The organism is Corynebacterium sp. HMSC072G08, from assembly GCF_001809185.1.
Lineage (GTDB): Bacteria > Actinomycetota > Actinomycetes > Mycobacteriales > Mycobacteriaceae > Corynebacterium > Corynebacterium phoceense.
Genome location: NZ_KV796440.1, coordinates 1 through 14,150 on the forward strand (window position 1 = coordinate 1; position 14,150 = coordinate 14,150).

General features: G+C 62.7%; 12 protein-coding genes and 1 riboswitch. Of the genes, 2 read left to right on the plus strand and 10 right to left on the minus strand.

The genetic code is table 11. The features are described 5' to 3' along the window. Window positions 1-389: 389 nt before the first annotated feature. Window positions 390-2,099 (plus strand): ABC transporter family substrate-binding protein, encoded by a 1,710-nt coding sequence (locus HMPREF2559_RS08785; RefSeq protein ID WP_070540349.1) that lies wholly within the window; start codon window positions 390-392, stop codon window positions 2,097-2,099. Window positions 2,100-2,248: 149 nt separating this feature from the next. Here HMPREF2559_RS08785 and tuf read toward each other — a convergent pair whose 3' ends face one another. The 6 genes from tuf to HMPREF2559_RS08815 all read right to left on the minus strand — a co-directional run bounded on the left by tuf (window position 2,249) and on the right by HMPREF2559_RS08815 (window position 9,059). Further along, window positions 2,249-3,439 carry an elongation factor Tu gene (tuf, locus tag HMPREF2559_RS08790; RefSeq protein ID WP_068801242.1) on the minus strand — a complete coding sequence of 397 codons (1,191 nt, stop codon included), beginning with the start codon at window positions 3,437-3,439 and terminating at the stop codon, window positions 2,249-2,251. A 399-nt stretch (window positions 3,440-3,838) separates the two neighbouring features. Then, window positions 3,839-5,968, minus strand: coding sequence for an elongation factor G (gene fusA, locus HMPREF2559_RS08795; RefSeq protein WP_070540352.1), 2,130 nt, complete (start codon window positions 5,966-5,968; stop codon window positions 3,839-3,841). Window positions 5,969-6,321: 353 nt separating this feature from the next. Continuing rightward, window positions 6,322-6,789, minus strand: a complete 468-nt coding sequence (rpsG, locus tag HMPREF2559_RS08800; protein ID WP_066492963.1) for a 30S ribosomal protein S7 — start codon at window positions 6,787-6,789, stop codon at window positions 6,322-6,324. Between the two features lie 3 nt (window positions 6,790-6,792). Beyond that, window positions 6,793-7,164: a 30S ribosomal protein S12 gene (rpsL, locus tag HMPREF2559_RS08805; RefSeq protein ID WP_066492960.1), complete on the minus strand. Its 372-nt coding sequence runs from the start codon at window positions 7,162-7,164 to the stop codon at window positions 6,793-6,795. A 256-nt stretch (window positions 7,165-7,420) separates the two neighbouring features. Then, on the minus strand, window positions 7,421-8,287 hold the full coding sequence (locus tag HMPREF2559_RS08810) for a serine hydrolase (protein WP_148138804.1): 867 nt from the start codon (window positions 8,285-8,287) through the stop codon (window positions 7,421-7,423). Between the two features lie 13 nt (window positions 8,288-8,300). Beyond that, on the minus strand, window positions 8,301-9,059 hold the full coding sequence (locus tag HMPREF2559_RS08815) for a hypothetical protein (protein ID WP_070540358.1): 759 nt from the start codon (window positions 9,057-9,059) through the stop codon (window positions 8,301-8,303). A 469-nt stretch (window positions 9,060-9,528) separates the two neighbouring features. Between HMPREF2559_RS08815 and HMPREF2559_RS12805 the strand changes: the two genes are divergently transcribed. Beyond that, entirely contained in the window at window positions 9,529-9,720 is a 192-nt protein-coding gene (locus tag HMPREF2559_RS12805) for a hypothetical protein (RefSeq protein ID WP_066492955.1), read from the plus strand. On the opposite strand, the gene HMPREF2559_RS08825 is transcribed toward HMPREF2559_RS12805, so the two are convergent. From HMPREF2559_RS08825 to HMPREF2559_RS08840, 4 genes are all read right to left on the minus strand, one after another. Continuing rightward, window positions 9,703-10,269: a nucleoside/nucleotide kinase family protein gene (locus tag HMPREF2559_RS08825; protein WP_371325681.1), complete on the minus strand. Its 567-nt coding sequence runs from the start codon at window positions 10,267-10,269 to the stop codon at window positions 9,703-9,705. The two genes, HMPREF2559_RS12805 and HMPREF2559_RS08825, sit on opposite strands and share 18 nt — an antisense overlap. A gap of 169 nt (window positions 10,270-10,438) precedes the next feature. Beyond that, the gene (locus HMPREF2559_RS08830; RefSeq protein ID WP_066492953.1) at window positions 10,439-11,209 is read right to left on the minus strand and encodes an energy-coupling factor transporter transmembrane component T family protein; all 771 of its coding nucleotides are present in this window, start codon (window positions 11,207-11,209) and stop codon (window positions 10,439-10,441) included. Then, on the minus strand, window positions 11,202-12,596 hold the full coding sequence (locus tag HMPREF2559_RS08835) for an ABC transporter ATP-binding protein (protein ID WP_070540364.1): 1,395 nt from the start codon (window positions 12,594-12,596) through the stop codon (window positions 11,202-11,204). Before HMPREF2559_RS08835 ends, HMPREF2559_RS08830 begins: the two co-directional genes overlap by 8 nt. A 21-nt stretch (window positions 12,597-12,617) precedes the next feature. After that, on the minus strand, window positions 12,618-13,247 hold the full coding sequence (locus HMPREF2559_RS08840) for an ECF transporter S component (protein ID WP_070540368.1): 630 nt from the start codon (window positions 13,245-13,247) through the stop codon (window positions 12,618-12,620). Continuing rightward, a riboswitch (TPP riboswitch) is annotated at window positions 13,237-13,382 on the minus strand. It overlaps the preceding gene by 11 nt. Between the last annotated feature and the right edge of the window lie 768 nt (window positions 13,383-14,150).

Sequence of the window (14,150 nt, forward strand, 5' to 3'; positions counted from 1 at the left end):
TCGCACCGGCGGGCCACTATTGTGGCGCACCCCCACTTTTGGCGAGGCTTTTCGAAGTAACTCTGCTAGGGGAGATGAACAAAATTCTAGACCTTACAGCGCGCCGACCGTATGATTCTGTCACCCTATTTAAATAGGTTGCGCATGATTCCCTGAAACGCGCGTCGAATCCCACAGGAATCGCTATAGTTAACTCAACCACCACTATTGTGAGTCACATCTCGTCTAGAACTGTGTGGTCGTACAACTTCATACCTCATCTCACCATCTCTACGGCGGTCACGGAGGCGCTTACTCGGCACCCCTCACGACCGTCGATGCGCCCCAAGCACCTCTCCTCGTGACGAATCCTTGTGGGCGCACGCACCTCACAAGGAGTCTTGAACAACATGAAGAAGGTCCATCGTATCCGCCTCGCCGGCGTCGCATCCCTCACCACTCTCGCCCTCACGCTTGCCGCCTGCAGCAGCGGCCAGTCCGAGTCGGCAGAAGGACAGGATGGCGGTGAAGCTGTCGGCGGCCTCAACATTGAGGTCGATCCTGCGGGCGACTACAACCCGAAGGAACGCGACGAGCTCAAAGACGGCGGTGAGCTCACCCTACCCATCGGCGAGCTCACCGAGCAGATGAATGCGTTCCATGCCAACATGACAACCGATACGTCCACCATCTGGGGTTGGTACAACCCGCAGCTAGCCCTCTACGACGGCAAGGGCGAATACACCCCTAACCCGGACTACATTACGAATGCCAGCGCCGAGACCAAGGACGGAAAGACCGTCGTCACGTACGACATCGTGGACAAGGCCACCTTCAACGACGGCACGCCCATCGATTGGAAGGCGTTCGAAAACACGTGGAAAATGAACAACGGCGAGGATAAGGAGATCTCGCCGAACTCGACCGACGGCTACGAACTTATCGAATCCGTCGAGCGCGGCGACTCTGACAAGCAGGTCAAGGTCACCTTCCAAAATGCTTACCCTTGGTGGATGGGCCTGTTCAACCAGGTCCTGCACCCGAAGGTCAACACTGCACAGCTCTACAACGAGACCTACTTGAACGAACTCCACCCAGAGTACGGCGCCGGCCCGTTCAAGGTGGATTCCATCGACTTCAACGCGGGCAACGTCACGTTCGTGCCAAACGAGAAGTGGTGGGGCGACGCCCCCAAGCTTTCTAAGGTCACTTACCGTCAGCTCGAGTCACAGGCCACTATCAATGCGTTTAAGGCAGGCGAAATCGATGCCGCCGGTGTCGCATCGAAGAACAACCTGACCGTGGCCGCAGAGATGGGCGATGCCATCGACATCCGCGCATCCATGCGCATTGCCAACATCCTGTTTACGCTCAACTCGCAGGCGCCGCATCTCGGAGACATCAACGTCCGCCACGCCATCTTCAACGCGATTGACCGCTCCCAGCTCGCCGCCATCCGCTACAACGGCCTGGGCTACACCGAGGACCTACCGGGCTCGCTCACGCTGTACCCGACGCAGGACGGCTACAAGGACAACCTCTCCGAGGCCGTCACCTACGACCCCGAGTCCTCGAAGAAGCTGCTGGAAGAAGCAGGTTACGCGATGGGTGACGACGGCTACTACGCCAAGGACGGTGAGAAGCTCACTTTGCGTTACGTCCTTGTCGGAGACGACGAGGTCTCTAAGTCCACCGCCGCGGCGATCCAGAAGATGCTCAAGGACGTAGGTGTCGAGGTCACAGTGCAAGAGCGCCCGTCCTCTGACTTCTCTAAGATCGCCGAGGAACGTGACTTTGACATCTTCCTGTCCGGCATCGCCTCGTCCGACCCGTACGGCGTCGCGTACTTCGGCCAGACCTGGCTCTCCGACTCGGACCTCAACAAGTCCGGCACCGGCACCAAGGAACTGGACGAAGAGATCCGCGAGCTCCAGAAGATCGACAACGGCGACGATCAAATTGCTAAGGCCAATGAGCTCGAGGTCGAGGCGTTTAAGACCTACGGCCTCATGCCATGGGCCAATGGTCCTGCAATGACCGGCGTGAAGAAGGGACTCGCCAACTTCGGTCCCGCCGGCTTCGCCGTCATCCCGAAGGAAGACATCGGCTGGGAGAAGTAGACACTCCCCCACGCGTGCAGTAAGGCCCGCCAGCGATATGCTGGCGGGCCTCACTGCGCTTAAGGCGTCTGCTCAAATGCCAAATGCCGCCTCACCGTAGGGTGAGGCGGCATCGACAAGCTCTACGCAGCTGCGTTAGAAACTGGGGATTAGCCCAGGATCTTGGTAACGCGGCCAGCGCCGACGGTGCGGGAGCCCTCGCGGATAGCGAAGCGCAGGCCCTCGTCCATAGCGACCGGCTGGATCAGCTCAACGGAGATCTCAACGTTGTCGCCCGGCATAACCATCTCGGTGCCTTCCGGCAGCTTGATGACGCCGGTGACGTCGGTGGTGCGGAAGTAGAACTGCGGACGGTAGTTGTCCATGAACGGGGTGTGGCGGCCGCCCTCTTCCTTCTTCAGGACGTAGACGGAACCCTCGAACTTGGTGTGCGGGGTGTAAGCGCCCGGCTTGATAACGACCTGGCCGCGCTCGACCTCTTCGCGCTTGGTACCACGCAGAAGCAGACCACAGTTGTCGCCAGCCTCGGTGTAGTCCATCATCTTGCGGAACATCTCGATACCGGTAACGGTGGTGTTGATGGACTTCTCGGTGATACCGATGATCTCAACGTCCTCGTTAACGTTGAGGGAGCCACGCTCGACACGGCCGGTAACGACGGTGCCGCGGCCGGTAATGGTGAAGATGTCCTCGATCGGCATCAGGAACGGCTTATCCAGCTCGCGCTCCGGATCCGGGATGGAGTCATCGCAAGCCTGCATCAGGTCAACGACGGACTGAACCCACTTCTCGTCGCCCTCGAGAGCCTTGAGAGCGGAGATGTGAACGATCGGAGCTTCCTCGTCGTAGTCCTGCTCAGCGAGCAGCTCGCGGATTTCCATCTCGACGAGCTCGATGATTTCCTCATCGTCAACCATGTCGCACTTGTTCAGAGCAACGAGGATGTACGGAACGCCCACCTGGCGAGCGAGCAGCACGTGCTCACGGGTCTGCGGCATCGGGCCATCGGTTGCAGCAACAACCAGGATAGCGCCGTCCATCTGAGCAGCACCGGTAATCATGTTCTTGATGTAGTCGGCGTGGCCCGGGGCGTCAACGTGTGCGTAGTGACGCTTCGGGGTGGAGTACTCAACGTGGGAGATGTTGATGGTAATACCGCGCTCCTTCTCCTCCGGAGCCTTGTCGATCATGTCGAAGGCGAAAGCGGTGTTCTCCTCCGGGTACTGGTCAGCCAGAACCTTGGTGATCGCTGCGGTGGTGGTGGTCTTGCCGTGGTCGACGTGTCCGATGGTGCCGATGTTAACATGCGGCTTCGTACGCTCGAACTTCTCCTTTGCCACTGTATGTCCTCCTGGACTCTATGGCGGCTGCGAACTTCGCAGCCACGTGGTTTGTATTGCCATTGGCACTTCGTACTTCTCCGGGGAGAAGGCCGTAAGCGCAAATGACGCTTTCTTTACGTGCCAGTTACACGATCCTAGATTTATGCCGCAGTTTTTTCAAACTGCCAAAATAGGAGGTAACCCCGCGCATGTAATGCGGACGTTGACCCTCGACAAGAATCTTTTGCTGGATCCTGGGAGGGTAACGGCCGGCTCAACATACCGCCTGTGAGCAGGCAATATATTCAGCGAACCGCTACCCCACCAGTGGCCACCCCCTGGCGCACGGGCCCGAGTTCGACTGGCACGAATCCGGGCCGCAAGGGTGCGACCGGGGTTAGGTGGCGGGGTGCGCTCTTAGTTCTTGGCGCCGGTGCGCTCTTCGATGATGGCGGTTGCCACGGAGGACGGAACCTCAGCGTAGGAATCGAACACCATCGTGAAGTTTGCACGGCCGGCGGTCGACGAACGCAGGTCGCCGATGTAGCCGAACATCTCGGACAGCGGGACCTTGGCCTTGACGACCTTGGCGCCGGAACGGTCCTCCATACCGAAGACCTGACCACGACGGGAGCTGATGTCACCGTTGACGGTACCCATGTACTCCTCCGGGGTCACAACCTCGACAGCCATGAGCGGCTCGAGCAGGACCGGCTTTGCCTTGGCAACGGCCTCCTTGAGAACCTGGGAGCCGGCGATCTTGAACGCCATCTCCGAGGAGTCGACGTCGTGGTAAGCGCCGTCTTCCAGGGTGGCCTGGATGTTGACCAGCGGGAAGCCTGCGAGGTAGCCGTACTGCATAGCATCCTGGATACCAGCGTCGACGGACGGGATGTACTCCTTCGGAACGCGGCCACCGGTGACGGCGTTGACGAACTTGTAGGTTGCGGACTCGCCCTCTTCCAGGGTCTCCGGATCCGGATTGTACGGCTCGATGGAGACGATGACCTTTGCGAACTGACCGGAACCACCGGTCTGCTTCTTGTGGGTGAACTCGAGGGAGGTGACGGCCTTGCGGATGGTCTCGCGGTAAGCAACCTGCGGATTACCGATGTTGGCCTCGACCTTGAACTCGCGCTTCATGCGGTCAACGAGGACATCGAGGTGGAGCTCGCCCATGCCGCCGATGACAGTCTGGCCGGTTTCCTCGTCAAGCTCGACGGTGAAGGTCGGGTCCTCGGCGGCGAGCTTCTGAATAGCAATGCCGAGCTTCTCCTGGTCAGCCTTGGTCTTCGGCTCGATGGAGACCTTGATAACCGGGTCCGGGAAGGACATGGACTCGAGGATGATCGGGTTGTCCTTGTCGCACAGCGTGTCACCAGTGGTGGTCTCCTTGAGACCAATCATGGCGTAGATGTTGCCGGCGTCAGCCTGCTCGACCGGGTTCTCCTTGTTGGCGTGCATCTGGAACAGCTTGCCGATGCGCTCCTTCTTACCCTTGGTCGAGTTGAGCACCTCGGCGCCCGGCAGGATCTGGCCGGAGTAGACGCGGACGAAGTTGAGCTGGCCGTAGAACGGGTGAGCAGCAATCTTGAAGGACAGAGCCGAGAACGGATCGTGAACGTCCGGCTTACGGGTGATTTCCTTCTCCTCGTCGTTGACGTCATGGCCAACGATCTCGCCGATGTCGAGCGGGGTCGGGAGGTAGTCCACGACAGCGTCGAGCAGCGGCTGGACACCCTTGTTGCGGTACGCGGTACCACACAGAACCGGGTAGACCTCGGAGTTGACGGTCATCTTGCGGATGGCGCCCTTGATCTCCTCGAGGGTGAGCTCTTCGCCACCGAAGTACTTCTCCATGAGGGCCTCGTCGGACTCAGCAACGGTCTCGATGAGCTTCTCGCGGTACTCGGCTGCCTTGTCCTGCAGGTCGGCCGGGATCTCCTCGATAACCGGCTCAGCACCGGTCTCGACCTTGCCGCGCCAAGTGATGGCCTTCATCTCGAGCAGGTCAACGACGCCGTCAAAGTTGTCCTCAGCGCCGATCGGCAGCTGGAGAACGAGCGGCTTAGCGCCGAGGCGGTCGATGATGGTCTGAACGGTGAAGTAGAAGTCAGCGCCCAGCTTATCCATCTTGTTGACGAAGCAGATACGCGGAACGTCGTACTTTGCAGCCTGACGCCAGACCTGCTCAGACTGCGGCTCGACGCCTTCCTTGCCGTCAAAGACGGCGACAGCGCCATCGAGGACACGCAGGGAGCGCTCGACCTCGACGGTGAAGTCGACGTGACCCGGGGTGTCGATGATGTTGATCTGGTTGCCGTTCCAGAAACAGGTGACAGCAGCGGACGTAATGGTAATGCCGCGCTCCTTCTCCTGCTCCATCCAGTCAGTGGTGGAAGCACCATCGTGCGTCTCGCCAACCTTGCGGTTGATACCCGTGTAGAACAGGATGCGCTCGGTGGTGGTGGTCTTACCAGCATCGATGTGAGCCATGATGCCGATGTTGCGGACCTTGTGCAGGTCCTTAAGCACTTCTTGTGCCACGGTGTTACCCCAACTTCGTTAGTCGTGGACGCGCCCAGTCCGCCCGGCCCAGTGCCAAGGTTTCCAGCCACGTCGCTTAAGTGGATGTGTCTCGTTGTAAAATTTTGCCACTAAAGCGCCGTTTTAGCAGCCCGTAGACCGCTAAAAGTTTAGTAGCGCCGGTAAGCAGCCGCCCGTCAAACAGTGAGTGTGGGTGGCAAATCACAGCCACTCACCGAGAGTGAACCCACTGTTAGCACAATGGCCCGAGCAACGAACTCCAGTATAGGGACGCCTGCGGCATGCGATCGGCAAAGCCGACGCAGCACGGGCGAAATGTCGTTGCTCGGACCATAGGCATGGGTACCGCGAGATTACCAGCGGTAGTGGGCGAAGGCGCGGTTGGCCTCAGCCATCTTGTGGGTATCCTCGCGACGCTTCACGGAAGCGCCAAGGCCGTTGGAGGCATCCAGAATCTCGTTGGCGAGACGCTCGATCATCGTGTTCTCACGACGCTGGCGAGTGAAGGTGACGAGCCAACGCAGGGCCAGGGTGTTGGCGCGTGCCGGACGCACCTCAACCGGGACCTGGTAGGTGGCGCCACCGACGCGGCGGGAGCGAACCTCGAGGTCCGGGCGAATGTTGCCCAGGGCCTTCTCCAGGGTGCCGACCGGATCGGTGCCGGTCTTCTCGCGGCACGCCTCGAGAGCGCCGTAGACGATACGCTCGGCGGTGGACTTCTTGCCGTCCAGGAGGATCTTGTTGACGAGCATGGTGACCTGCTCGGAGTTGTACACCGGGTCCTTGACTACAGGACGCTTCGGAGCAGCATTCTTACGCATTGTTTACTGTCCCTTCTTGGCACCGTAACGGGAACGGGCCTGCTTGCGGTCCTTGACACCCTGGGTATCCAGAGCGCCGCGGATGATCTTGTAGCGGACACCCGGAAGGTCCTTCACACGGCCGCCACGCACGAGCACCATGGAGTGCTCCTGCAGGTTGTGGCCCTCGCCCGGGATGTAGGCCGAAACCTCGATGCCGGAGGAAAGGCGAACACGAGCGACCTTACGCAGTGCGGAGTTCGGCTTCTTCGGGGTGGTGGTGTAGACGCGGGTGCACACGCCGCGACGCTGCGGCGAGCCCTTCAGCGCAGCGGTAGCAACCTTCGTGCGCTTGTCATGGCGGCCCTTGCGGACCAGCTGCTGAATAGTTGGCATGTATCTAGTCTTTCTGTATGACTTATCGGCTTTCCTGACCAAACAAAACGCCTAAACATGCAAAAATGGGGGCTCTTTTCCGGGGCCCTGCCGCATGTCCAGGTCGTCCGTCAGCCGGAACCGGCCGAGGTATCGATCAGACTTTTCGCATCACGCAAGATGCGAAACCTCCCAACACTTTAACAGCCAGCGGCCCAACTACCAAAACCGTCGCAGGAGGGCTCCGTGCGACACGCCCCGCTTTCCGATGCCGCCCCTACCCCAGCGTCTCCTGCAGCTCCAGCGCCAGCTCTGTGAGCGCCGCTTGCCCCGACTCATAGGTGCCATCCGCCGGCACGACCGCAAGCGCCACACCGATCTCGCCCTGCGTGCCCGGCACGAGACCGAATTGGCGCACAAGGTAGCGCCCACTCTCGTCCGGGCCCCAGCCGCCCTTGAACCGCGTGCCTGAAATCTGCCCCAAGCCGTAATCCTGCCCCGCCACGATGGAGCCCATCGCGGCGAGTACTTGGTCCGCGCCCGTGATCGTGGGCAATTGCCGCGCAAAGGATGCCTGCGCGGCGGTATCCCACTGGGTTTGCCCAAAGGCGCTAAAGCCCGGGCGCGTGACCTCTGGATTGACAACCGTCGCCGTGTCTCCGGCCGTCGCAAGGATGGAGCCGACGGCGGTGGCGACGGCATCGGAAGCACCGAGCATGGCCCACAGGGCTTCGGCCGCTGCGTTGTCAGAAGCCGTGATGGCCTGTCGCATGGTGCCCGCAGCACTGGGGTCCGCGCGCAGGGCCGCGATGGCCAGAGGCACCTTGATGGTGGACCAAGCAGGCTGCACCCCGGCGAGGCTGCCCGCCTGCACTGCGGGCGCCCCATTTACTGGCGCCACGGCGAGCGAGACCTGCGCGCCCGTGCGCGCCTCGACGTCCGCGGCAAGCTGCGTGAGCGCCGCCGCACTATCCGGGGCTGGGATGGAAGCCATAGTGTCATTCGCTTGGGCCTGCGACGTGGGCTCCGAGCTCGGCGCCGCGGTGACGGTGGTCGTGCGAACCACGATAGCGCTCGTGGTCGGCCCGCCCGCGCCACCGGCGCTTCCCGCCAGCGCGCCCGCAGCGACGAGCAGGGCAGCCACGCCAGCGCGCGAATTAAGAGATGTAGACGTGCGCACTATTGCCGCCGGTGCAGTGCACGTAGGACCCGTTGTCATAGCAGCTCATCGTATAGGTGTACCCCGTCACCGGGCTATAGGTATTGACCACCGTCGTGCCGGAAGTCTTGCCACCCCGCGCCGCCACGAAGTCACGCGTGACAGCCAAGGCAAACGAATCCGAGGTCGGGCCCGCCGTGTACACGTTGGCGTAGCTGCCCGCCGGACTGTTATTGACCGCGCCGACGCTCACCGGGCTCAGCCCCGCCGGGAGCGAGGGATACGCGGGACGGCTCGGTGCCTGGGCCGGTTGTGCAGGCTGCGCGGCTAGCGCCGGCTGGGCCGCGTTCGCCTCGCCACCCGGCGCATCCGTGGCCGTCTCGGTGACGTAGACGACTTCATCGGCAGCCCGGCTGGCGTTATACGCGCGAACGCCAAAGAAGCCCACGATGCCAAGGATAAGCAAACCCAACAGCAGGCTCACGATGATGAGCGCAATCTTCGTGCCGTTGCCGCCCTGCTGCGGCGCGGGCGCGTACGTCGGCGCATAACCCTGCGGCCCATACCCCGACTGCGCGTAGCCCTGCTGGCCTACGTCCTGGGGTGCGTAGCCAGCACCATAGGCACCGCCAGCAGCGCCGGCAGCGGAAGCACCCGGCGCGGCGGCGTCGCCGGCACCAACCGGCGGGAACTGAGTGGTCTCGAAAGAGTCCGAATCATGCGAAGGGAACGAGGGAGATTGAGGAGAGGTAGTCACCCTCCTAGTTTATACCCCGCCCCCGATATGAACCGCCTTTATGTGCAGCGTAGGGCCGATAGACGGTGTTAGAGTAACCAACGCCACGGGAACCATCTCACCCACCCAAAAGCGGCCCCTACGGCCGAGATAGGCGCAAACGCAAAATGCGGCGGACCGCCCCACCCGCACTACTCACTGGGCGGCGTGATTGTGAACTCGACGGGCAAGCTCACCGCCAACTATTGGCTGGCCGAGGTCTCCTCTCCGGAGGCCGACCGCTCCCCCGTGAAGGCGATTTCCGCATCCATGATCTAGACATGCTCTCCGGCTACTGCACGACGAGGCCACGCGCCCGGACTGGGTGGGCTTCGACCCCAAGGCGCTGCCGGAGCCCTGCCGCAGTTCGCCGGCTGCACGCCGGCAACGGCTGCGCGCATGTGGAAATCGCTCGCGCTGCTCGACCACGCCGCGCGCCTACGGGACCCACGTGCAGCTGCGCACGACTCTATGGGCGAACTCCATCATTGAGCGCCGCCTGGAGCAGCTGCGCGAGCAGGTGCGGCTTGTCTTCGGTGCGCTGCCGGACGACAGCTACCCGGAGCTAATGGTCCAGCACACCCGCGACGTCGATGCCGCCGACTACTACAGGCCGGGGCGCGCCTCAGCGCTCGCGGGCTGAGGCGCGCTGTGCGGCCTCCCACGTGGCCGCGTCCCACACCCACGACAGATCCGCCGCGACAGTCTGGCGCGCAAAGTGTTCGCGCTCCTGGGTCTCCCAGGTCTCGAACCATTCCGCGTAGTCCGGATCGCGCTCGAGGGCGCGGGCGCGGCGAGCCTCGCGCGGGCCGTCGATAAAGAGCGTGACCACCCCGCCGCGCTCCCGGGCGGCGGCAACGGAATCCTCGGTGATGGCACCGACGCCCTCCACGATGAGGTCATCGCGTACGTCGAGTCCTGCCCATTCACCCGGCGCGCTCGCCTCCCAGTCCCAGCGCCAGTAGCCCGGAGTGTGTTCGCGCAGCACCTGCGAGGTCACCATCTCGGCTCCTGCAGCCAGCCCTCGCCAGCCGGGATAGAACTCATCGAGGTGCACGACCCTCCACCCCGTGCGCTCGGCCAGGGAGGCCGCGGCCCACGTTTTGCCGGCGCCCGAGGGGCCGTCGATGAGCACCGTCATGGGGCGCATCGGCCGCTTGCGCGAGGCCGCAAGGGTGAGGGTATCGGTCAAAAGTCGGTCAAGTTGACTGTCAAAGTCCATGTTGTCCGCGCGAAAGGTTTCGCGCTGTCCATCCTTTGCGTGTACGGCGCGCCACCGCAGGCATGCGGTGCCGCACCAGGGAAGTCGTACCTGCCAGTCTAAGGGACTTAAGTCCCCGCGCGCTGCGGCTTAACTATCGCTAGAGGCCAAAGAGACGCCACGTTCCGCAGGCCACCGCAATGATGACGGGCAATGCCGCCGCCCCCACGGCTGCGGCCATGACCCACCAATCGCGGGCACGCAGGTGCGAGGCCACCGCCCACGTTCGCACCCGGCCGCCCGGGGCTGGGCGCCCAAAGCCGCGGGCCTCCATCGCTGTGGCGAGCTTGCCGCCGCGGCGCAGTGCGAGGACGAGCAGGCTAAAACTCATGGTGGCTAGGTGCCGGATGCGCCCCACGTCCGCGATGCCGCGGGCACGCCGCGCGCGAGCGAGCGAGTCCCAATCATCCTTAAACAGGGTGAGCATGCGCACGCCGGCGACTGCGCCGATGACAAAGCGGGAGGGAAGGTGCCAGATTTGCGCGAGGCCGTCGCCCAGCTCCGTGGGGTCGATATCGCGGGCCAGCACAATCACCGGCAACGCGACAGCAAAGACACGCAGCATGATGGCTCCCGCCAGTCCCACGGAATTCTCACTGACGGTCACCAGCCAGAAGGAGAAGTAGACCTCACCGCCCTCCTTGCCGTAGAGCAGCATGGATATCCCAGATAGCGGCGCGATGATCCACAGCGGCAGCGCCGCGCGTACCAGCCGGGACCAGCTCATCCCGCACAGCGGAGCGAGAAGCACCGTCACCGCGACGGACACGGCGGCCGAGAGCCAGTCAATGGTCAGCAAGATCGGTGTGGTGACCAGGAACGTCGCCACCAGGCGCGTGAGCGGATTAACGCCGCGTACGAGGTTAGGCATGGGTACTGCCTCCCGCCTGGCCAGTGTGCGCGCTAACGGTCACGCGGTGGTCACCCAGCGCCGCCAAGAATAACGGGTCGTGGGTAATGGAGACCAGCGTCGTGCCCTCGTTCGCGAGCTCACGCAACATGCGCACGAGCTCTGCAAAAGTCGTGGGATCCTGGCCGAAGGTGGGCTCGTCAAGCAGCAGCACGGACGGCGCGGCGACGAGCGCCGTAGCCACCGAGAGCCGGCGCTTCTCTCCGCCGGACAGAGTAAAAGGGTTTGCGTCCACGAGGTGGGTAAGCCGCAGGCGCTCGAGGAGCTCGCCCACGCGCGATTGAGAGGCGGCATCGGAAGTACCCATCACGCCCGGACCGACACGCATCTCTTCGCCCACGGTGCGGGCGACGAACTGGTGCTCTGGATTTTGAAAGACGACGCCCAGGCGCTGAGCCAGGTCGCGCGAGCGCCACGTCGAAGGCTCGCCGCGCAGCCCGCGCCGCACGGACTCGGCCACGCCAATCTCCCCGCCGCAGCTGGGAAGCAGGCCCGCCATGGTCATCAACCACGTGGTTTTCCCAGAGCCGTTCGCACCCGTGATGACGGTGGAATACCCCTGCGGGACACGCACACTGCGGGGCGGGCCGAAACGCGTCACAAGGTTGTTCGACCACAGCGCGGCCTCGGCATCTGCCGGGGCGGGCACGGCGACGGGCAAGCCGGTGACGGCGCGCGCGGCCGTCACCGCTCCGTATGCGCCGTCTTCGACGATGCGCCCCCGGTCCAGGCGCACCGCGCGATCCAGCAGGCCGGACCACGCGGAATACTGGTGTTCCACCACGACCAACGTCGCTCCCGTGGCACGGACGATCCGCTCGACGGCCACGACCACGTCGCGCGCGCCCTGTGGATCGAGGTTGGCCGTCGGCTCGTCAAGCAAGATGAGCCCGGCGCCCATGGCAATGACTCCGGCGAGCGCCAGGCGCTGTTTCTGTCCACCGGACAGGCGTTGGGTGGGGTGGTCAAGCGGCACATCCAGGCCAACGAGGTCCAGGGCGTGTTCGACGCGCGGCCATATCTCCGCGCGCGGTAGGCCGAGATTCTCGCAGCCAAATGCCGCGTCGCGGCCCACAGTGGCCGCAATAACCTGCGATTCCGGATCCTGGAGAACGAGCCCGGCCGGGGTCTGCGGGTTCAGCGTGATGTGGCCTACTTGCTGCCCGTCCTCGTCGCCACCAAGAACGCCGGCGAGCGCAGCCAAGAGCGTGGATTTACCGGAACCGGAATCCCCGCACAACAAGACTCGCTCGCCTGGGGCGATGTCGAGGTCAATATCGTCCAATGCGGGGGTCGCGCGGCCCGCGTGGGTCCACCCGAAGCCGCGCAGGGTGATCTGAGTCGTCATAGACAAGCAAAAACTACGCGGCTACTTGGCGCGGGCTTCGCGGCCTACAGCAAAGCGGTCGAGAGCACCCGTGGCCGCCAGGGCACGCGTTAGCAGGTGGCCGACGACGCCGGCCAGGATAGCGCCCGAGATAATCAAGCAGACCAGGTAGATGATGAGGAACTCCGGTCCCTTAGCCAGGTTGCCGGAGGTAAACAACTCAAGGCACCACGCGCCAACACCGGCGAGTGCGCCGCCAAGCATGGCGATGCCCAGGCCGAATCTGCGGTATGCGAAAACGATGAGGACAAGCTCAATGCCGATGCCTTGGGCGAGGCCCGAGTAAATGGTGGACCAGCCCCATTGGCTGCCCATCACGGCAGAGACCGATGCCGCGAGCACCTCAACGTAGAGAGCCGCACCCGGCTTGCGGATGATGAGCGCGCCCAGCACGCCGCCAATCAACCAGATACCCGTGGCCAGGCCGCCTAGGCCCGGCGTGAGGGCATCCATGGCCATGTACCAGGCGTAGCCCACAGAGTTCCAGAAAACGAAGATGAGGCCGCAGGCCACCGCCAGCACGGTGGCGACAATGATGTCCACCACGCGCCAGCGCAGTGAGCGGCGCGGGGTCGAAGTAGTAGCGGTTGCGGGCGCAGATGTCGCGCTCATGATTCCTCCCTTATCGCCGGCATTATCCGGATCAGGTTCGACGGTTCGCCGATGCAGCACTGAGCGAGTCCATGTCACTCGCTAGCTGCTGCGGCATCTCAGCCCCGCCTACGCGGAGCACCCGTGTCACGTGTGAAATTTAAGTGGTGTTTGCCCCCATCACTTAGCCAAATCCGGCGATGGGGTGGAAAACATCTTTATCTTAACAGCCGCCACTCCCTCGAAAGCACGTGGATGGGGCAATAGCTGACAACAGTTTTTCTTCACGCGCTAGCAAGATTTTGTGCCCTTTGATAGGACACGCTGAGAATTTCGCCCATGTCGCGCACCATCATTCCAGACTTTCATCGCCACAGCATGCTTACGGGTGCTTTCTTTCGCCTCAGCCGTAAGCCGTGCGGCTTCTTCGCGCTGCTTGTCCGCGCGTGGATTTAGCTCAGCGCTATTGGAGGGGAAAATGACTTCAACCACGATGTTGAGTTCGTCTGGGCTTACTCCTGCCTAATAGGCCATGGTTTCCCGGATCTCGTCGGCGGCATGGGCTAGTCGCTTAGTCTGCGACACAGCTCCTAGCTCGGCGCATTCCAGCACCCACACGTCACTCGTGCCTCCTTCTGCGGTAACTGTGTACGTCTTGGCCATTATCTCCACCCACCCTTTCCTCGTTCCTGCGCACATTGACCGAAGACCTTTTTCGCTGTCACATCGTCGATCTCGCGGTATCTGCCGAGCGCTCGGGTGGTGTTGCCCTCCCGGTAGGCATCATGGCGAGTAAGGGCGATTTCCTCAAATTCAAGACTGCCTCGTTTGGCTTCATCCTTCAGCTTTTGATGGCAGCGGAGTGCTTCATGCCCATCAGTCGACTATCGATGTCTATTGCGAGTAGACATTCCCAAGGATGGT